The organism is Thiohalophilus sp., from assembly GCF_034522235.1.
GTDB lineage: Bacteria > Pseudomonadota > Gammaproteobacteria > UBA6429 > Thiohalophilaceae > Thiohalophilus.
Map to the genome: position 1 here is coordinate 55,460 of NZ_JAXHLN010000002.1, position 18,965 is coordinate 74,424.

Consider the following 18,965-nt stretch of genomic DNA (forward strand, 5'->3'; position numbering starts at 1 on the left):
GCGGCACATTTTGGCCAGTCGCCTGACTCTTTGTGGAGCGCTGACAGCTATACTCACATTATGTATCGTGTATTGGAAAAACTGCGTGAACTGACCCGGCCGTCCACCTGGTATGGCTGGCGGCTGGGTTTGCAGTCGTGGTGGTACACACGAGACAAGTCCCGGCTGACTTTCATGAGTGTCCTGCTCGCTGTCCTGCTGGCGGTGCCGCTGAGTATTTACGGGCTGATCAGCCACGCGCAGGACAGCAAGCAGATCAGTCGCGATCTGCGTTGCCTGACGCAGAACATTTACCACGAAGCACGCGGGGAATCGGCAGCCGGCCAATACGCGGTGGCGGAAGTCACCCTGAACCGGGTGGCCTCGCGCCATTTTCCGAATACGGTATGCAAAGTCGTCCACGAACAGCGCTGGGACAGGATACGCAAGCGCCATGTCGGGGCCTTCTCATGGACCGAACTGGAACTCAAGGCGGATGCCAGGGACCCGGCTTACAAGAGTGCGCGCAAGATCGCCGAGGATGTCTATTACCGTCGCAATGAGCCGCAGGTGGAAGACGCATTGTTCTATCATGCTTCGTATATTCAGCCCAGCTGGGCGCGCACCAAGACGAAAGTCGCCAGCATCGGATGGCATATCTTTTACAAGTAGTTTTTTGACTGGCTATCGAGATACATCTTCCCTGAGCTATCAAAAGACTGTTCTCACCGCCAGGCCTGCGCACCATGTATCTGTTCGTAACCGCGTCATCGGCCTGTTTCGTCTCCAGCTTTTGCAGTGCATCAGCGATGTTCCGGGATTTCGACCAGCTGTAACTCAGTATCTTTTCGAATGGCTTTTAAACGCACCTGGGCAGGGCATCCGTCTTATCGCATTCCAGTCCGTTCCGGGCATTGCTCCACGCAGTTTTCCAAAGGCGTTTGGTTGAAAATCAGGCGCTATTTCCCCAACATTCTGTATTTATATGCACCAGCACGCCGGGTTTTTAACGGGTTATACTACAAAGTCATTATATTTATAAGTCTATATTTTTATGCCTGTTTTGCCCTGGTAGGTATAGACATTGATATACGATGAGTTTGTCGAAAAATATAACAGTTAGAAGCCATTTGCTGGCCGCCGGGGGAACCGGAGCCGTCCATTTGTTGACTATATAATATACAATGTTCGTATATACCGGATTTGTGCGACAACTGCTCGGATATAACGACGCGATAAGGAATCTTGATGTGCAAGACGCAGCAATGGTTGTTGGCTCTGACGGTCTTTTTTTATTGCAACACGCTGGCCGCCCAAATCAATCTTTCAATTGATGTCAGTGGTATCGATGCCGAGCTGGAAACGAACGTTCGTCTTTACCTGAGTCTCGAACAGCAAAAAGAGAGCCCGCTGCTGACTGAAGGACGTGTTAAGCGACTGCATAGCAAGGCACCACTGGAAATCGCCAATGCGTTAAAGCCCTATGGTTACTACCGACCTGAAATAAGTAGCGAGCTGACGAAGTCGGATGCCGAACAGTGGCAGGCGATTTATATAATTGATAAAGGGCCGGAACTCTCTATCGCTGAATTTCGATTACGGCTGGGTGAGGAACTGCAGCGGGATTCGGCATTTTCGGATTTAATAGCCAACTTGCCGTTACAGCAAGGCAGCACATTCAATCATATTCAGTACGAATCCATTAAGAGTAACCTGGCCAGACTGGCAACAGAGCGGGGTTACTTTCGTGCCCGTTTTGTCGAAAAACGGGTAGAGATCGATCTCGACGCCTACGAGGCCCGTGTCCGTATCCATTATGAGGGTGGTCCGCGCTATAACTTTGGCGAGGTCTCGCTGCAACAGGATGTACTCGAACCGCAACTGCTGCAACGCTATATCCCGTTCAAACAGGGCGATCCTTATAACCTTAATCAGGTTATCGATCTGCAGCATGCGCTTAATGACAGTGATTATTTTTCCCGTGTTGAGGTTTCCCCCGGCGAGGTAGAGGATATGACGCGCGAGGTGCCCATCAACGTCAAGCTGACCCCGCGCAAACCGCATCGCTATACGTTGGGGCTGGGTTACGGGACGGATACCGGGGCCCGTGCCAAATTCGGCTGGGAGATGCCGCGTCTGAATGAGTCGGGCCATCGTCTCAACACCGATGCCGGCGTTTCCGAAATAGGCTACAGTCTCGGCATTCGTTATCGGATTCCGGTACTCGATCCCCGAACCGATCAACTGATCTATAGCGCCGGCGTGGTCAATGAAGAGACCGACACCAGCGAGAGTACCCTGCGCACTCTCGGTGTTGCCCTGAACCGGGGGCGGGGTCAGTGGCGTGAGTCGCTTGCGCTGAAATATCAACAGGAGGAGTTCGTCGTCGCCGACGATCGGGGTGACTCGACACTGCTGATTCCCAGCGTGGACTGGAGCCGTACCTGGGGCCGGGAGTTTGTGCATGTGCTGGATGGTTTGCGATTCGATATTGAGTTGCGCGGTGCCAGTGAACAGCTGATCTCCGATACAGACTTTTTCCAGGTACAGGGCGGCTTGAAGGGGATTACCTCGCTGGGCAGAAACTATCGGCTTATTGCCCGCGGCCGGCTGGGCAGTACCCGCACCGATGAATTCAACCAATTGCCGTCCTCGGTACGCTTCTTCGCCGGTGGCTCGCAAAGCGTGCGCGGCTATGCCTATCAGTCACTGGGACCGGTCGATGACAGCGGCCAGGTGGTTGGCGGCAAGCACCTGATGACCGGCAGCATCGAGCTCGAACGCAGCCTGGGAGGCAAGTGGGGTGTGGCGGTGTTTTATGATGCCGGCAACGCCATCGACGATCTCGATGACAAACTCGAACGCGGCGCCGGGCTGGGACTGCGCTGGAAATCACCTATCGGTCCGGTGCGTGTCGATGTCGCCTCCGCGCTCACGCAACCGGGTGAGCCCTGGCGACTTCATATTAATATCGGTCCGGATCTCTGATGCGCCCGGGGTTGAAAAAAAACCTGCTCGCCCTGCTCGTGCTTCTGTTGTTGCTCGCGGCCAGCGGGTTGTTCTGGCTGGGCGCGACCGAAAGCGGTTTGCGCTGGGCTTATCAACAGAGCCGCGAGTCCATTCCCGGCGAGTTGCGTATCGGCAAACTCGAAGGGCGGCTGTTCGGCCGTATCAGCGCCACCGATCTGCACTATCAGCATGCGGATACCCGGGTTGTCCTTGAGCGGACAACACTGAAGTGGCGGCCCTTCGAGTTACTGACAGGCAATCTGGTCGTCAGCCAGCTGCACGTCCAGTCGATGGTTATCACGCTGCCCGCCACGCAGCAAAGCAAGGCGGCGCAGGTCGTGGAACTGCCGGAGTTGCGTCTGCCGCTAGGTATGGCACTTGAGGATATCCGAATCGATGACATCCATATCATGCAAGATGAGCAGGAATTTGTCCTGCAACAGGTCATCTTGAACGCCAGCAGCCGGGGTAACAGGATCCATATCGATGCGCTCGATGTCAGCGCGGCGGAATTTGATCTGCACATCGACGGTACGTTGAAGCCGGTCGGTAATTATCAACACACGCTGAATATGCAATGGCGACTTGGACTGGCGGATCAACCTGAATTCACAGGCCAGGGCCGAAGCCGGGGCAATCTGGACAAACTTGCATTACAGCAGCAGATCAGTGGCCCGTTCCAGCTGGATCTCGAGGTTGAAGCTCGCGAACTGTTAAGCCGGCTCCGTTGGCTGGCCAGTGCGGATGTGAGCAAGGTTAACCTTGCTCAACTCAATACGGAGTGGCCGGCAATCAGGGGCGAGCTGCAAGTGCAGGGCGAGGGGGATAGGCATACCGCGTCACTCCGCGGGCAACTGGCGGGAGAGTACCCTGAACAGGGCCCTTTCGAAGCCGACACAACATTGCAACTCGCGCAGGATGGCAGGTTACGCATTGAACAGTTGTCATTGCGCTCCCCGTCCACCAGGACCTCGGTCAATGCCCGGGGCCAGTGGACGCCCGGCAGCGAAGGACTCCAGAGCGGCGAGTTTGCCCTGGAGCTCGACTGGGAGAACCTGCGCTGGCCGCTGACCGGCAACGCCTGGATAGACAGCGCAAGCGGAGAGGGCCGCGTCGAGGGCCGCCCGGATCAGTATCGGCTATCGCTCAGCGCCGATCGCCCCCTGCCGCAGGCGCCGCCATCGACCTGGTATGCCAAAGCGACCGGCGATCTCGAAGGGCTCGATCTCGACAGCCTGCGGATCACGGCGCTGGATGGCGAAACCACTCTGGCGGGCCGACTCGACTGGTCACCCCGGCTCGCCTGGGATGTGCAAGTAACAGGGAACAATCTCAATCCTGCTGTGCAGTGGCGACAATGGCCCGGCCGGTTAGATGCCAGTCTCAGCTCGACAGGACATATAGAGGCAGGGCAGATCATTGCACAGGCGGATATTACCCGTGTCAGCGGCGAGTTGCGCGGCCAGCCGGTTAAGCTGCGCAGTCGGCTGGCCTGGGAGCGGACACAGTTACAGGTTAAACAGTTTGATCTGCAATCCGGTTCGGCAAACGTGAGCGCGCAAGGGGCGCTCGGCGAACACATGAACCTCGACTGGTCCGTCGACGCAGCCGATCTGGCGCAACTTTATCCGCAAGCTGGCGGCCAGCTGCAGGCCTCGGGACAAATCAGCGGCACGCAGGCCGAGCCGGTGATCCACGCCACGCTTAACGGCGAACGCCTGAGCCTGCCGGGTTATCGCGTTGGCAACCTGTCCGGCAAGCTGGGCGTGGATCTGTTCCGCTGGCAACAGATCGATATCGATCTCGCCGCACAAGAACTCAGCGTTCATGAACAGCGGATTGACGCGCTGCGGATCAATGCCGACCCGGGCGGGTTGCAACTCACGGCAGAGGCCGGCGGCAATACCGCCCGGGTTGAACTGAAGGGTGAAGCGAATGCCGAAGGCTGGCGCGGACGCATCGAAGCGATCGATCTGCAGCGACCGCAACAGGACAACTGGCATCTGCAACGTCCCGTCGCCCTCAACCTGATTCGGGATCGTTTCTCTGTGGCGCCGTTCTGTGTGCAAAGTGAAACAGCCCGCCTGTGCGGGCAATTGCAACAAACCGGAAAAAACTGGCGCTCGGAACTTGAGCTGGTGAACTTTCCGCTGCAAGTCTTCACCCCCTGGTTGCCGGGTGAACTGGTGCTTGACGGAGTGACCAATGCCACCGCGGCATTCCAGTTGAATGCTTCCGGGCAATTGTCCGGCCGGGCCCATGTCGAATTGCCGGCGGGCGCGGTCACCTATCCCGTACTGGAAGGGGAACCGGAGCGCTGGGAATACCGCGCGGGCAGCCTCGATCTGACGCTGGATGAGAAGGGCTTACAGGCGACATCCCGCCTGGCCATGGGCAGTGGCGATCAATTCTCGGCCAAACTGGCCTTGCCCGATGCGCAACTACTGAACCTTGAGCGCGACAGCCAGCCGGTACAGGGCAGCGCCAGTGTCACGATTAACCGGCTCGGCATTATCGAGGCCTTGTTGCCCGACGTGCAGGACCTCGATGGTGAGCTGGCCATGCAGCTTGATGTCGACGGGACGTTGGCCAAACCGCGCTACAGCGGCAAGGCAAGCCTGGAACAGGGCGGGCTGCGTATACCCCGTCTCGGTCTGCAGTTGACGCAAATTCGTGTGGACGCCCGCAGCGAAGGGCTGGATAGACTCCGCTACACACTGACCGCTCGCTCGGGCGACGGTGATCTGCGGGCCGAGGGCCAGACCGTGCTGGACAACCGGGCCGGCTGGCCAACGACGATCCGCATTGAAGGTGAAAACTTCGAAGTGGCCCGCATTCCCGAGGCCCGGGTTGTCGTCACACCCGATCTGCACCTCGAGCTGCAGGGGCGCAGCATTGATATCAGTGGCAAGGTCCATGTGCCCTTTGCCCGACTGCAACCGAAAGATGTCACCACCGCTGCACGGGTGTCGGAGGACGTGGTGATCGTCGGTGGCGAGGAAGCGGTCGAGGAGAAATGGCAAATCACCACCAGAGTGCGAGTAACGCTGGGGGATCGGGTGAGCCTGTACGGCTTCGGTTTCGACGGGCGGCTGGGCGGCGACCTGCTGCTCATGGACAGCCCCGGCGAACTGACCACCGCGACCGGTGAGATCAACGTTGTCGAAGGTCGGTATACCGCCTACGGCCAGCGTCTCACGGTGGAGCACGGACGTCTGTTGTATACGGGTGGTCCGGTCAGCAACCCCGGCCTGAATCTGCGTGCGATACGCCAGGTAAATAACGTCACCGCCGGCATCCGCGTGCGTGGCAGCCTCAATCAACCGGAAGTCGAACTGTTCTCCATCCCGGCCATGGGCCAGACCGATGCACTGGCCTACCTGATGCTGGGGCGTCCGCTGGAAACCGCCTCCGGTGAAGAGGGCAGCATGATGGTCAAAGCGGCGCTGGCCCTGAGTCTGAGCGGCGGCGACAGCCTGGCACGCCAAATCGGCGATCGTTTCGGGCTGGATGAGATGCGTGTCGAAGCCAGCGACACCGGCGAACAGGCTTCCCTGGTCATGGGTCGCTACCTGGCACCCAGGCTCTACGTCAGTTACGGCGTTGGCATTGTCGAGTCGTTCAATACCCTGAGCGTGCGATATCAGTTATCCGACCGCTGGTATATCAAGGGCGAAAGCGGCGAGCACCAGAGTGCGGATATTCTGTTTACCATCGATCGGTAACAGAATGATAAGTTACCAGTTTGTCACCAACGTCACTTATGGAAGAAAACCGGGTCCTGACCTGGATTTAGCGGGACTGGTCTGAAGTTCAGACGGCCCCGGCAGAACGGGACTGTGTGCGTTGCAGCTCGACAAGATGCGGCAGCAGTTCGGAATTTTTCTGGATGTGGAAGATAAAGCGTGGCACATCCTGTTCGGTACTCTGGGCCATGAACGGCTCTCCCCAGAAACTGAGCAGCGCCTCGGTCCCGCCGCTTGATTGACTGTCGGCCAGAATAAACGAGGTCGTCTTGCTCAAGTGGCACCAGCGCGGCTCCTTGACCTTTAACTGACCGGAGCATTCGGCGATTCGGGGCTGCAAAGTCTGCCACAAATCTTTCTGTGACGCGTCGAGTACAAACTGGATGGATGTTACCAGTGGATTATCGATAGCCGGTTTGAGTAGTGCATCGAACAGAGGTCGTGGGATATACATGGACAGACAGACATTAAACCAGATCGTCTCCCCGCTCATATTCCGGACGAAATGTTCATTCACCGGACGCAGATGACGCGGCCCGACCAGCACCACGTCAGGCATCCTGAGCGAGGCCTGGATGCGCTCTACCGCCTGCGCGGTGGACTCGACCTGCTCGGCGGTCAGTTCATTGTTACGGGTATGGCGCATGAAGTTGATAAACAGCAAACCCAGCAGGGCAAGAAGAATAGGCAGCACTACCGCCTCATCCACCACATGCAGAAGATGCAGGATAACGGCAATCACTGCGGCGAGGATCCCTGCAATGGCGTCCCATTCATAACCCAGAAATTTTTTCAGTTTCATTGCCATAGTATTCGGCTGCTGGTTGGTATGCTGATTAAAGAGCCTGCAATGCGCGGTTTGGCACCGGTCTCAAGTCTCTGCTGTTCGGCGGCTCAGCCAGAACAGACCAATAAAGAGCAGCAGCCAGGCAGCCGTACGCAATGTCATGGCCCGAAGGCTGTCAATCGCCACGGCCCCGCCCGAGTTGTAAAGCAGCCAGATGGCGGCAAGGACAAGCAGGTTCAGCACAAAGACAGCTGCAGCCCCGTTTCGCCCAGAATGAACATTACGCCACGCGACAATCCCCACGCCGATGTAAATAAATCCCATTACCGTGTTGTAGACGAGCAAGGGCAGAAAGACCACATACCCCGGATCGGAGCCGGTCAGGACACGACTGCCCGCAAAGACCGTTACCACCCCAAAAAGCACCGCGATAAGGGCCAGGCTTTTTCGTATTAGATTGAGGTAGAATGGATGATTCAATTTTCTCTCCAAATCAGTATCAGGCCTTATCCGGCCTGAGATCGTTCATGGCGGAATGGCAAAAGGCAAGATCTGGGCCTGATTCCGTAAATTTTGGTAGAGCTAACGTTTAAGTTAAAGGGCGCCGCGCTTTTTTGCAGCGTCCATTTTTGAACACATTGTTATGTATTTTAATGCATTTCATTACTTAAATAATTAAATATATGCTCTACTTCGTAGTTGTTAAATATTTCATCAAAATATTGTATATATCCATTTATCTCGTTTAAGGTTAAGACTTTAACGTGTTTAAACTCTTCTTTAGGCTTAATTTTTGTCATTACAATAACATTTCTGATCGGTATTCTTGTGCTGCCCCAATGATGGCGAACCAGATTAATATTTGACTCGCTATTTAACAACACAAATAACGCATAACTAGTTCTTGATATTTGTTTTACTGGAGACCTTAGGTCTAGATTGTTTATTGATTTTTTGCTTCAATTCTTGGTTTCAAGAAGAAAAATTCCCGATTTGCTAATTAATAGGTGATCTATTTGAATACTAAATATTCTGTCGTTTTCTCTTTTGTTATAAATAGGTGGATTAAATTCCATTGAAAAGTCATTGATCAAATAATAGTCATTTGAAAGCTTTTCTAATTCTTTTACAGTAGAATTTTCTCCAACCGCTCCGACTATTAACGTATAGAGTCCGTCGACTACTTCTTTTGTATAATCTAGTTTTTTAATTGATTCAGCACATCTGACATATAGAACTTTTTCATAATTATTTTCTAGTTTTGATCTTTTGTGGCTTAATGATTTTATTTTAAAAAAATAGACTATTTTGTTAAATAAGTTTTTATTGCTTTTTTCTACAGCCTTTTTATTTTTTCGTCTAATTCTTTTATTTCCTGATTTAGTGTGATCTTAGTGATTTTAGGTATTTCTTCCTTTTCTGATTCATAATTCTTTAAAAAATCATTAGTTTCACCAATAGAATTAAATCTGGTTATACCATTGTCATTTAATACCGATTTCAATTTCTTGAGAGGCTCTATTTTCCCTACAACAATAGCCATAATTAACCATAAATTAATTTGTTTATGAAGCTATGCCATCAAAATAGGTCAGTTCGCTAATTACACATAACGATTGTATTAAACCGCACCGCTTTTCGGTGTCGGTTTGAATGACTTGTTATGCATTACCAACTACAAGTTTCTCTTAGTGGTTTAATGGCATTTTCTAGCCCTGCGGTATTAAAAACTGCGGTCACAGGACTTTCGTTGTATGGTGTAACTTGAGCAACCAATTTTGCTGAAGTCAGCATCTCTTTTAAGAATGGGATTGGCTTGCGGTGAAATGTTGCCTTTTTGTCAGTGGATAGACTCCACCTTTGAGTCATTGCCTTATTATCACCTACTCTGGTTAGAACATCGGCTTCGCTACCAAGATAATCGTTCCAGCCAATATATAGGTCAGTCGTATTGCTCTTGCACCTTGCAACCAGATAAACAGCCTTCCCCCATTTGTTTTTTCCAGAATCTGCATGTAGAACCAATGTAACTGTTTTAGAGTCATCCACGGGGTTTACATCAACAGAAACCTGCCATTTACCTCTTCCTGTTATAGATGTTGGTTGATTCTGACGACCATCCAGATTTTTAGATTTTGCTAGCCTGTCAAAACATTCAAGCCGAGCCAAATCACCCTCAATAACTGCACATTTAGCATATTCTTTTTCGTCTATAGCAGCGTATGAGTTTACAGCCAAAAGAAGTGAGGCTGCCAAGAATGTAAATTTCTTAATCATGCTTCGATTTCTCCTTGTGAGGCTTAACGATGTTGCTCAGCCGCGCTGAAACCGCATAGCGGTTTTGGCGTCGGTTGCAGCACCTAGTTAGCTGTACTTACTACGTGCGGATACCATATTCCACCGTGTTACCTACTTGTATTGTCTCGTCGTTAAGCTCGATTGCATATCGGGGTTCCGGCTGTCTTACAACCACACTTCTCCGCCTAAGAGCTACCCAGTACGGGGTTCGTGTGCCCGGTTGCGTGTCTTTATGGATAAGGCAGTCATTCCAAATCAGAAGAACGACATTGACCGATGTGTTCTTGCCGGCAATGGCCTTTTCCGCTAGTGCAATGTGTTCCTTGACACGATTGGGGATATCATCCGAAAAGTCTGTCGGATTATTTATGCGATCGGATATGTCTAGCGCAGCTATACCGAATGCACGCTGATCCATATACTTTATTTGCTTATTCGCTTTCTGAATGACCTTGGCAATCCGCTGGTCATTGGATTTTTCGTCAATACGCTTACAATCCACGATTATTGGGTCATTGATTTCGTGATTGCATATCCGAAAGTCAGCTGCGGAGGGCTGCTCGTACGCCTCCACATAATCGCCGTGTGATATATGCCAAGCTGCATATGCAATCTCCGACATCACGGAAAGAAATCCGCCGTGGTTCTTAATTTCGCCCCGTAACCTAGCCAATACTGAGTCGTCTCCCAAGTTCGCGAGATCAGCGATTGTTAGCTTCTGCACGTTACCTTGGGTCGCTTGGATGATAAGAGCATTATCCAGAATGACCTCAGCGATAGCGTGGAGCTTCGGTTCATCGTCGGGCAACCGGAGATTACCATCCTTCTCAAGGAGATCCTTGCACAAAGACCAACGCACGTAGGCCGGATGGCCTTGTCTAGACGCGTGCGCAACGTGGAACCACTCTTTGCCGAAAAGGCTTTCCAAGATGTTCTTTTGCGCCGCGAAGAATGCCGTTTGGTCCATGGTCGACAGCCCATCCTGTATTGGCTAACGCCCGGCTCACCGAGCAAATTTTTGTTGGCGGTATTTTTGCGTGTTCTTGCAAAAATGGTGACAGCGGAAATTTGTCCGGTGCAGCCGCTTGTTAGATCACTTTACCAGTCACTTTTGCTTTTACTGGAATTGATCGACGCCAGAATCTCATCACCAAACTTTAGCAAGGCTGGCTTGATTTTATCCATATCTCCTTGAGAGTTGACAGGGCCATCATATGCGGGGCTTGAAATACCTGAACTATATGATGCTGGCCAAGATAATTTAATGTTTGAAAAGCTGATCTTGAATTTCTGATCTTTCATGTCAACTCGCATTGTGAATGGGACTTTCCAGTCACTCTTAGCTAAACAACCCATCCCGCTACATGGGTATTGAATTATCCCATTACCAATTATTATGCCGTCTTCTTTTGAATCTAGTTCGATGACAGATTTTGCAGATTTAAAGTTTTCTGCGATCCATATCTTGGTTGAGGTGTATATCTGGTCTTTTGTATGATTGGGAACCTCGACTACCCTTTCAAAAGTTCTATCGGCTTCGGCAACAGGCTGCATACCGGCGCAGCCTCCCAGGACCAAGGCCACTCCAAATATTGCAATAAAATTTCTGAACTTCATATAGCTCCCCTTTTTGTGATTGATCTAACGTTTGGCATGTGGGGCTGGAAACCGCAAAGCGAAGCGGCGCGGTTGACAGTCCCGTACGATGCCATTGTTAGTTGCTTTTTTATTGGACATTAACTGACGGCACTGGACTTTCAGTATATGCAAAATTAACTACAACGTCATCTTTAACTAAAATATCTAGGGTTTTCTGCATCCCGGTAGTTTTTACATCCATTGTAAAAACATAGCTTTGAGCTGTGCTTGTGCCGCTAGAATGCATATACATCCATTTTTCTTCATTAGCAGAAATTACTGTTTTCGAAAATGGTTGGCCAAATAAATTAGCTAAATCTGCTGTAGTGGTTTTTCCTTTTACGATTTTATTTACATTTTCACTAGGAAACGGGTTACCCACAGAATAATTCGATGTGGCACATCCAGATATTAAAGATAGAGTGAAAAGAAATGCGATTATTGTAGTTTTCATGTATCTCTCCCTTTTGATAGCAACTAACGCCTCACATCACCTGCAGCAAAAAGCAGAGCGACGAAGGAGCGGCGCCTTTTGCTATCCGAGTGTATGTGATTGTTAGCGCTCATTTCTTTGATGGCATCTTTTCCTTATATGCGGCTTCTAGTTTTGCCTCACAATCAGCATGCTTATCGTTGCCTGAACAAACCTGCTTCTTGATTGAACAGAATTTACTCATATTTTCATCCAGTTCTTTCACTCTTTGGCATATTTCCGCACCAATACAATAATCATGAGAAGCATCTGAGTTCGAGCATTCCATTAACGATTCTTTAGCTCCTGGATATTTTGACAGCTTGTCCAGTTCTTTAATATAGTGTTTGACGGACAACGCGGTATAGCCTATATCATATTGTCCGAACACGCCCATGAATGCGCTTCGAATATCTCCACAGTTTTTTGAATATAGTTCCTCAAACTCTTCCTTGTCACCATCCAGAGCGATAGTAGAATCTAGCGATATTAACTTTTTAATCTCTCCATCAATTTCCAACCAGACATCCCCCGTAATACCCTTTTCTTCATTATTTACAGCCACTTCGGCATAAAAAGGCCGTGCCGACCCATAAACTGCCATAGCATTCTGGGCTGAATATTGGCCACATAGGGTCGCAAACTCTAACTCCTTCTCTGGCGCTACACTAATGCCATGATCGTTAAGTACGCGCATATATTCATAGTTCGTATTCCGAAACCTTACACTTTCAGGAAACTTGAAAAGCTGTGAAAGGCTATGCTCCATAATTTTTCTTAGGTCAGTTTCTCGTTGATTAGATTGACTCTTTGAATCCTCGCTCAAATCAATTTCTTCTGAGGACTTGTATCCAGTTTCACTGGATGTTGGCGTCTGTAATATGCCTATGTTCATACCCATGATGATGACAATAGCCGACAATAGTGCGATTTTTATAAACTCAATAGCTATTTTCACGATTTCCTCCATGTCCAATTTTGAGCGCTAACAGTGATTTAGACAGAATCTGTATTTTCCCGGATATAGACAGAATCTGCCTATTCCGTTTGAAATTTCTTGAATTATTTCCCATAATCCTAGCAGGCAATTGGACTGCCTGCATCCAATAACAGCTAAAGGAGTAGCGCTATGGACAACCCTTCCGTATCCCGGTTCTGGGATAATTATATCGAAAAAACAAAAACTTATAACATCAAGCCGAAGGTGGCGCGATGGTACGTGCGCCATGCGGAGCAGTACATCAAGGCGCACCCCAATCAGCGTCTGGGGAGCCACACCCCGCGCGAAGTCGAGGAATATCTGCGGGACAAAGGCAGAAATGCACCCCTGGAAGACTGGCAGTTTCGCCAGATCGTGGACGCGCTCAAGATTCTATTTGTGGAGATGGTCCAGCCTGCCTGGGCAGGGGACTTTTCATGGCAGGATTGGTCCATGGCAGCGCAGTCCCTGCGCGACAATCATGCTACTGTCGCCCGGGATTATCAGGCCGATGGTGGGCACGATCCTGAAGCCCATGCCGCCGGACTGGATGAAAAAGATTCGGTTCTTTACAAGCATGTTTTCAAGCGATATCCCGAACATGTTAAAGCCTTTGTGGCGGCGATACGCACCAGGCAATATTCGATTCGCACTGAACGATCCTACATTGGCTGGTTTTTGAGATATATCAGGTACCATGATATGACTGATCCGGCGAGATTGTCAGAGCAACACATCGGTCAGTTCCTCGATTATCTGGTTTTGAATCGCAATGTAGCCGCCAGCACCCAGAGTCAAGCATTGAATGCATTGATATTTTTTTACAAGCAGGTATTGCAGCGTGAGATGAATGAAAAGATTTCATTTGCACATTCAAAAAAACCGCGACGGCTTCCTGTTGTTCTTACGCGCGATGAGGTCAGGAAGTTGATGGAGAAAATTGACGGAGAAACGCAACAGTTAATGGCAAATCTCTTGTATGGATGTGGAATGCGACTGATGGAGTGCGTCAGACTGCGGGTTCTGGATGTGGATTTCGGCTATCGACAGATACTCGTACGTGAAGCAAAAGGGAAGAAAGACCGGGTTGTACCGATTCCCAACAAATTGATCGATTGCTTGCAGGAGCAGGTCGACAAGATCAGGGCTTTACATAAAGAAGATCTGGAAAATGGTTTTGGCAGGGTGTATATCCCCGGGGCATTGGCAAGAAAATACCCTAACGCGGAAAAAGAGTTTCGCTGGCAATATGTTTTTCCCTCATCCAGAGTCTCAACCGACCCGCGAACAGGCGTTGTTCGTCGGCATCATATTCATGAAAACGGGTTGCAAAAGTATATCAAGCGGGCAGCGGAACAGGCCAGCATCACCAAGAAAGTGAACTGTCATGCCTTGCGCCATTCATTTGCTACCCATTTACTGGAGTCGGGTTACGATATTCGTACGGTACAGGAATTACTTGGGCATGCCGATGTCTCGACGACCATGATCTATACACATGTACTGAATATGCCCGGGGTGAGCGTGGTCAGTCCGCTGGATATGCTGGAACGGTAGTCCTTCTGCTGCGACGCAGGCCAGGCAGTATGGCTGGTTGGATTAATGCATGTTGTTGCAATTATCTTGCATGTACCCTGAGTGCGTTTATATCAATCGGTACCGGTTCGATGTGTCGATTTGAGTTTATAGTCAGGCCGTAGTTTTTGATAAAGAAATTCTGGTGCGAAATCCGCACCGTTCGGCCAGGTGATTGTGTCGAGTTCCGCATTCAGCTCAAATTTTTTAAACCGGTCTTTATCTTTCAGGGGCTCAAATATTTCACCCCATAGTTCGCCGAAAAGGTCGATTTCGCCTTCTACGCCGTCAGTAAAGCTTAGCCAGATGCGGTAGTCACCCCGGTATTTGGCTTCTTTAAGTCTTGGTAGCATTGTTTTACACCAGTGGCTCGATTTTCTTCAGGGCCTTTCTTTCACGGGCAAGATTCCAGTCCTCCATGAGTTCGGCTCTGTGGTATTCGCACCATTCCTGTACCAGGCCCAGGACTCGCGGAGGTAAGGTGCCGCCCACAACCTCCCCCGTATCAATTGCGACAACGGCCTCGAGATCGCCATATTTCGCATGAAAATGTGGAGGCGCATGATCGTTGTAGTACATCGCGATGATAATTCCCAGAAAGCGGCTAATCTCGGGCACGGTATCTCTCCTTTTAATCGTGCCAATGATGTTGTGGGGATACTGACCGGCGTTCCAGACAGTCAGATTATTCAAAGTCCCCATGATAAAAATAGCCGTTTTTTATCGGATTGCCAGGTAATTACCTAACCAGGCAGGTTCGAAGGGGATGCTGTGGTTAGTCGACCGGCACCCCGATTAAATCATGCTCGGTGGCCGCGACGATCTTCACCTCCATGAACTGCCCCGGCTGTACCTCGTCTTCGACCTGGTCCAGGATCACGGCACCGTCGATCTCGGGGGCGTCGGCACTGGAGCGGCCGAGCAGGAGGTTTTCCTCGCTGAAGCCGTCGACAATGACTTGCATCGTCTGGCCGATCTTCTGTTGCAGTTTTTCGGCGCTGATCTCGGCCTGGCGTTGCATGAAGCGTTCGAGGCGTTCCTGGCGCAGTTCTTCGGGGACGGGATCGGGCAGGTCGTTGGCGCTGGCACCTTCCACCGGCGAGTAGGCGAAGGCGCCGACCCGATCCAGTTGCGCCTCGTTTAAAAACTCCAGCAGCTCCTCGAACTCCTGTTCGGTCTCGCCGGGGAAGCCGACGATGAAGGTGGAGCGTAAAGTGATGTCCGGGCAGATCGCGCGCCAGTCTTCGATGCGGCGCAGGGTTTTTTCGATGTTGCCGGGGCGTTTCATTAATTTGAGAATGCGCGGCGCGGCGTGCTGAAACGGCACATCCAGGTAGGGCAGGATCAACCCCTCGGCCATCAGCGGGATGACCTCGTCCACGTGCGGATAGGGATAGACATAATGCAATCGCACCCAGGCGCCGTACTCGCGCGCCAGCTTGCCCAGCGCGGCGGCCAGTTCGGTCATGCGGGTTTTCAGCGGGCGTCCGCCCCAGAATTCGGTGCGGTATTTGACATCCACGCCGTAGGCGCTGGTGTCCTGCGAGATGACCAGTAACTCTTTGACGCCGCTTTTGAACAGGTTTTCCGCCTCCTGCATCACCTCGCCGATCGGCCGGCTGACCAGATCGCCGCGCATGGCGGGAATGATGCAGAAGCTGCAGCGATGGTTGCAGCCTTCGGAGATTTTCAAATAGGCATAATGCTTCGGCGTCAGCTTGAGGCCCTCGGCCGGGATCAGATCGGTATAGGGATCGTGCGGTTTGGGCAGATGCTGGTGTACATGATCCATGACCTCCTGCAGGGCGTGCGGGCCGGTCACCGCCAGCACCTGCGGGTGGGTCTGCTGCACGATGTCGCCCTTGGCGCCCAGGCAGCCGGTGACGATCACCTTGCCGTTTTCATCCAGCGCCTCGCCGATGGCCTCCAGGGATTCTTCCACCGCGCTGTCGATAAAGCCACAGGTGTTGACCAGCACCAGCTGGGCATCGTCATAATCGGAGACGATGTCGTAGCCCTCGGCGCGCAGCCGGGTGAGGATCTGTTCCGAATCGACCAGCGCCTTGGGGCAGCCGAGGCTGATAAAACCGACTCTGGGTGCGGGGTTTGACATAGGGGTATTCGGGTTGTGGTTGCGAGGGGCGGGAGTATATCACTTATCAACACAGGGCCGAGGGACGAGTTACGAGGGACGAGGAAAATCTTCAACCACGAAGGCACAAAGACACGAAGGTTAAAAAGATTAACTCATTGTATTGGGGACATTGCGGCGCAGACTGGGTGTAGGCCGGACATAGCAACGCGGTGTCCGGCAGCCGGAGAATTGCCCGATACCGCTTTGCTATATCGGGCCTATCCCCTGTCTAGCATGGATTCCGGCCTGCGCCGGAATGACGCCAATGTAATGAATGATTTCTTCATGAACTTCGTGTCTTGGTGTCTTCGTGGTTCAGTTTTTTTTACTCGTTACTCGTCCCTCGGCCCTCTTGCTTGCGACCAGCAAGCAAGTGGATTGGCCACTGGATCGGTTTGAGTTGTGAGGGATCCGGCCAGTGTTCGCCAAGCTGTTTTTCGAGTTCGGGTAACGGGTTGTGATTGTGATCGGCGAGGTAGCGTTGGGTGGCGGACCAGGTGGCGAGGTAACCGATGACCTCGGGCAGGGTCCATTGCGCCTGGATGTGAAAGGCCGGGGTGTCGAGTTGTGCAAAGGGAAAGGGTAAACCGGTGTAGCCTGCCTCGATCCAGTGGCGTTCGGCAGGCCAGTAATCTTTCAGTGTGTTGGCGTAATAGTCGTTGACCAGCGCATCGATCGCCGGGGCGATGGAAAACAGGCCGTAGCCCCAGACGGCCAGCACGCCGCCGGGTTTGAGCAGGCGAGTGGCCTCGGCATTGAAGCGGGCGTGGTCGAACCAGTGCGCGGCCTGGGCGACGCTGATCAGATCAAAGGTCTCATCGGGAAACGGCAGTTGCTCGGCGGTGCTGCAAAGATACTCGATGGTGTGTTGCTTTTGCGCGTTGCGCAGTTGTGCCAGGCTCGGTTCGCAACCGATGACCTGGGCAAAGTATCCGCCCAGGGCGACGGCGGCCTGGCCGTTGCCGGTGGCCACATCCAGCGCCCGGTCATGCTGCGGACACAGCGAGGCCAGATAATCAAACAGCTCGGGCGGATAGTGGGGCCGGTAGCGGGTGTAGTCCGCCGCCTGAGTCGAGAAGTGATCGGCGAAGGCCATGCATCAGGCAGCGCGCCGGACCTGTTTGATCGCGGTCAGGCGGGCCTTGTGCATCGCCTCGGCGATCTCCTGACCCTGCAGGCCCTGTTCGACGAACGGTCTGGCCTCGATGGCGCTTGCGGCGGCGAAGGCCTCCCGCATGATGCGCGGCTGATCGAAGGTCCGATCTTCGTAACCGGGACGCCCGCGCGAGTCGGCCTCGCAGGCCAGCAGGAACTGTTCATAGCGTTCGGGACGGCGAAAGGCGTCCAGTGCTTCCAGGGTTTTTAATAACGTCGTGTCCTTGAGCTCGCCGGCGCGGTGGTAGTGCAGATGATAGCGGGTCACCATGATCGCCAACTCGCGAAACTCGTTGGGGATTTTGTAGCGATCGCACAGCGCCTCGACCAGCGGCACGCCGCGTTCTTCGTGATCGATGTGCGAGGGCAGCTCTTCGGCCGGCGTGGTGCCTTTGCCCAGATCGTGGACCAGCGCGGCGAAACGCACTGCCGGATCCTTTGACAACTTCACCGCCTGTTGCAGCACCAGCATGGTGTGCACGCCGGTGTCGATCTCCGGGTGATGCTGTTCCGGTTGTGGCACGCCATACAGGCGATCGACTTCGGGAAACAGTCTGGCCAGCGCGCCGCACTCGCGCAGTACTTCGAAGAAGGTTTCCGGGTGATTCTCCTGCAGGGCGCGCAGGGTTTCCTGCCAGACCCGTTCGGGCACCAGCGCGTCGACCTCGCCGTTGTCGACCATCTGCTGCATCAGTGTTTGGGTCTCGTCGGCCACCCGAAAGCCGAACCCGGCAAACCGGGCGGTGAAGCGCGCCACTCGCAGGATGCGCACCGGGTCCTCGACAAAGGCCGGCGAGACATGGCGCAGCAGGCGATCCTTGAGGTCCTGCTGGCCACCGAAGGGGTCGATGATCTCGCCGGTGTCGGTTTCGGCCATGGCGTTGATGGTCAGATCGCGGCGGGCCAGATCGGCTTCCAGGGTGACATCGGGGGCGGCGTGAAAGGTGAAGCCGGTATAGCCGGGGCCGGTCTTGCGCTCGGTGCGGGCCAGGGCATGTTCTTCCCGGGTCTCGGGGTGCAAAAAGACGGGAAAGTCCTTGCCCACCGGGCGATAGCCGGTCTCGCGCATCTCCTCTGGCGTGCTGCCGACCACCACCCAGTCGTGGTCCTTGACCGGCAGGCCGAGCAGTTTGTCGCGGACGCAGCCGCCTACGTGATACTTTTCCATGCTGCGATCATACTCCCGCCAGGGG

General features: G+C 52.8%; 18 protein-coding genes. 4 read left to right on the top strand and 14 right to left on the bottom strand.

Annotated elements, in window-relative coordinates:
• The first annotated feature begins 60 nt into the window (after nucleotides 1-60).
• The 3 genes from U5J94_RS00465 to U5J94_RS00475 all read left to right on the top strand — a co-directional run bounded on the left by U5J94_RS00465 (nucleotide 61) and on the right by U5J94_RS00475 (nucleotide 6,713).
• On the top strand, nucleotides 61-651 hold the full coding sequence (locus U5J94_RS00465) for a cell wall hydrolase (RefSeq protein ID WP_322563681.1): 591 nt from the start codon (nucleotides 61-63) through the stop codon (nucleotides 649-651).
• 576 nt (nucleotides 652-1,227) lie between these two features.
• On the top strand, nucleotides 1,228-2,967 hold the full coding sequence (locus U5J94_RS00470) for an autotransporter assembly complex family protein (RefSeq protein WP_322563682.1): 1,740 nt from the start codon (nucleotides 1,228-1,230) through the stop codon (nucleotides 2,965-2,967).
• Nucleotides 2,967-6,713, top strand: coding sequence for a translocation/assembly module TamB domain-containing protein (locus U5J94_RS00475; RefSeq protein ID WP_322563683.1), 3,747 nt, complete (start codon nucleotides 2,967-2,969; stop codon nucleotides 6,711-6,713). Before U5J94_RS00470 ends, U5J94_RS00475 begins: the two co-directional genes overlap by 1 nt.
• An 88-nt stretch (nucleotides 6,714-6,801) precedes the next feature.
• Here the strand turns inward: U5J94_RS00475 and U5J94_RS00480 are convergent, their stop codons facing one another.
• The 9 genes from U5J94_RS00480 to U5J94_RS00515 all read right to left on the bottom strand — a co-directional run bounded on the left by U5J94_RS00480 (nucleotide 6,802) and on the right by U5J94_RS00515 (nucleotide 12,887).
• Entirely contained in the window at nucleotides 6,802-7,542 is a 741-nt protein-coding gene (locus tag U5J94_RS00480) for a hypothetical protein (protein ID WP_322563684.1), read from the bottom strand.
• A 63-nt stretch (nucleotides 7,543-7,605) separates the two neighbouring features.
• Nucleotides 7,606-8,001: a hypothetical protein gene (locus U5J94_RS00485; protein ID WP_322563685.1), complete on the bottom strand. Its 396-nt coding sequence runs from the start codon at nucleotides 7,999-8,001 to the stop codon at nucleotides 7,606-7,608.
• A 479-nt stretch (nucleotides 8,002-8,480) separates the two neighbouring features.
• The gene (locus tag U5J94_RS15175) at nucleotides 8,481-8,885 is read right to left on the bottom strand and encodes a nuclease-related domain-containing protein (protein WP_416224139.1); all 405 of its coding nucleotides are present in this window, start codon (nucleotides 8,883-8,885) and stop codon (nucleotides 8,481-8,483) included.
• On the bottom strand, nucleotides 8,858-9,064 hold the full coding sequence (locus U5J94_RS00490) for a hypothetical protein (RefSeq protein ID WP_322563686.1): 207 nt from the start codon (nucleotides 9,062-9,064) through the stop codon (nucleotides 8,858-8,860). Before U5J94_RS00490 ends, U5J94_RS15175 begins: the two co-directional genes overlap by 28 nt.
• A gap of 125 nt (nucleotides 9,065-9,189) precedes the next feature.
• Entirely contained in the window at nucleotides 9,190-9,798 is a 609-nt protein-coding gene (locus tag U5J94_RS00495; RefSeq protein WP_322563687.1) for a type VI secretion system-associated protein TagO, read from the bottom strand.
• Nucleotides 9,799-9,898: 100 nt separating this feature from the next.
• Complete coding sequence (locus U5J94_RS00500) at nucleotides 9,899-10,786, bottom strand: hypothetical protein (protein ID WP_322563688.1); 888 nt, start codon at nucleotides 10,784-10,786, stop codon at nucleotides 9,899-9,901.
• 131 nt (nucleotides 10,787-10,917) lie between these two features.
• Nucleotides 10,918-11,436, bottom strand: a complete 519-nt coding sequence (locus U5J94_RS00505) for a DUF4468 domain-containing protein (RefSeq protein WP_322563689.1) — start codon at nucleotides 11,434-11,436, stop codon at nucleotides 10,918-10,920.
• A gap of 109 nt (nucleotides 11,437-11,545) precedes the next feature.
• On the bottom strand, nucleotides 11,546-11,911 hold the full coding sequence (locus U5J94_RS00510) for a hypothetical protein (protein ID WP_322563690.1): 366 nt from the start codon (nucleotides 11,909-11,911) through the stop codon (nucleotides 11,546-11,548).
• 109 nt (nucleotides 11,912-12,020) lie between these two features.
• Nucleotides 12,021-12,887, bottom strand: a complete 867-nt coding sequence (locus U5J94_RS00515) for a hypothetical protein (RefSeq protein ID WP_322563691.1) — start codon at nucleotides 12,885-12,887, stop codon at nucleotides 12,021-12,023.
• A 171-nt stretch (nucleotides 12,888-13,058) separates the two neighbouring features.
• On the opposite strand from U5J94_RS00515, the gene U5J94_RS00520 reads away from it, so the two are divergent.
• Nucleotides 13,059-14,465: an integron integrase gene (locus U5J94_RS00520; RefSeq protein WP_322563692.1), complete on the top strand. Its 1,407-nt coding sequence runs from the start codon at nucleotides 13,059-13,061 to the stop codon at nucleotides 14,463-14,465.
• Nucleotides 14,466-14,557: 92 nt separating this feature from the next.
• On the opposite strand, the gene U5J94_RS00525 is transcribed toward U5J94_RS00520, so the two are convergent.
• From U5J94_RS00525 to U5J94_RS00545, 5 genes are all read right to left on the bottom strand, one after another.
• Complete coding sequence (locus tag U5J94_RS00525) at nucleotides 14,558-14,836, bottom strand: DUF2442 domain-containing protein (RefSeq protein WP_322563693.1); 279 nt, start codon at nucleotides 14,834-14,836, stop codon at nucleotides 14,558-14,560.
• Nucleotides 14,837-14,840: 4 nt separating this feature from the next.
• The gene (locus U5J94_RS00530) at nucleotides 14,841-15,101 is read right to left on the bottom strand and encodes a DUF4160 domain-containing protein (protein WP_322563694.1); all 261 of its coding nucleotides are present in this window, start codon (nucleotides 15,099-15,101) and stop codon (nucleotides 14,841-14,843) included.
• Nucleotides 15,102-15,258: 157 nt separating this feature from the next.
• On the bottom strand, nucleotides 15,259-16,596 hold the full coding sequence (gene rimO, locus U5J94_RS00535) for a 30S ribosomal protein S12 methylthiotransferase RimO (RefSeq protein ID WP_322563695.1): 1,338 nt from the start codon (nucleotides 16,594-16,596) through the stop codon (nucleotides 15,259-15,261).
• A 346-nt stretch (nucleotides 16,597-16,942) separates the two neighbouring features.
• Complete coding sequence (locus tag U5J94_RS00540; RefSeq protein WP_322563696.1) at nucleotides 16,943-17,713, bottom strand: class I SAM-dependent methyltransferase; 771 nt, start codon at nucleotides 17,711-17,713, stop codon at nucleotides 16,943-16,945.
• A gap of 3 nt (nucleotides 17,714-17,716) precedes the next feature.
• Nucleotides 17,717-18,940, bottom strand: coding sequence for a multifunctional CCA addition/repair protein (locus U5J94_RS00545; RefSeq protein WP_322563697.1), 1,224 nt, complete (start codon nucleotides 18,938-18,940; stop codon nucleotides 17,717-17,719).
• Nucleotides 18,941-18,965: the final 25 nt, after the last annotated feature.

What these genes read in the sequence shown, in the direction of transcription:
- U5J94_RS00465 (WP_322563681.1), top strand. Translation starts at nt 61, where the DNA reads ATGTATCGTGTATTGGAAAAACTGCGTGAACTGACCCGGCCGTCCACC.
- U5J94_RS00470 (WP_322563682.1), top strand. Translation starts at nt 1,228, where the DNA reads ATGTGCAAGACGCAGCAATGGTTGTTGGCTCTGACGGTCTTTTTTTAT.
- U5J94_RS00475 (WP_322563683.1), top strand. Translation starts at nt 2,967, where the DNA reads ATGCGCCCGGGGTTGAAAAAAAACCTGCTCGCCCTGCTCGTGCTTCTG.
- U5J94_RS00480 (WP_322563684.1), bottom strand. Translation starts at nt 7,542, where the DNA reads ATGGCAATGAAACTGAAAAAATTTCTGGGTTATGAATGGGACGCCATT.
- U5J94_RS00490 (WP_322563686.1), bottom strand. Translation starts at nt 9,064, where the DNA reads ATGGCTATTGTTGTAGGGAAAATAGAGCCTCTCAAGAAATTGAAATCG.
- U5J94_RS00495 (WP_322563687.1), bottom strand. Translation starts at nt 9,798, where the DNA reads ATGATTAAGAAATTTACATTCTTGGCAGCCTCACTTCTTTTGGCTGTA.
- U5J94_RS00500 (WP_322563688.1), bottom strand. Translation starts at nt 10,786, where the DNA reads ATGGACCAAACGGCATTCTTCGCGGCGCAAAAGAACATCTTGGAAAGC.
- U5J94_RS00505 (WP_322563689.1), bottom strand. Translation starts at nt 11,436, where the DNA reads ATGAAGTTCAGAAATTTTATTGCAATATTTGGAGTGGCCTTGGTCCTG.
- U5J94_RS00510 (WP_322563690.1), bottom strand. Translation starts at nt 11,911, where the DNA reads ATGAAAACTACAATAATCGCATTTCTTTTCACTCTATCTTTAATATCT.
- U5J94_RS00520 (WP_322563692.1), top strand. Translation starts at nt 13,059, where the DNA reads ATGGACAACCCTTCCGTATCCCGGTTCTGGGATAATTATATCGAAAAA.
- U5J94_RS00525 (WP_322563693.1), bottom strand. Translation starts at nt 14,836, where the DNA reads ATGCTACCAAGACTTAAAGAAGCCAAATACCGGGGTGACTACCGCATC.
- rimO (WP_322563695.1), bottom strand. Translation starts at nt 16,596, where the DNA reads ATGTCAAACCCCGCACCCAGAGTCGGTTTTATCAGCCTCGGCTGCCCC.
- U5J94_RS00540 (WP_322563696.1), bottom strand. Translation starts at nt 17,713, where the DNA reads ATGGCCTTCGCCGATCACTTCTCGACTCAGGCGGCGGACTACACCCGC.
- U5J94_RS00545 (WP_322563697.1), bottom strand. Translation starts at nt 18,940, where the DNA reads ATGGAAAAGTATCACGTAGGCGGCTGCGTCCGCGACAAACTGCTCGGC.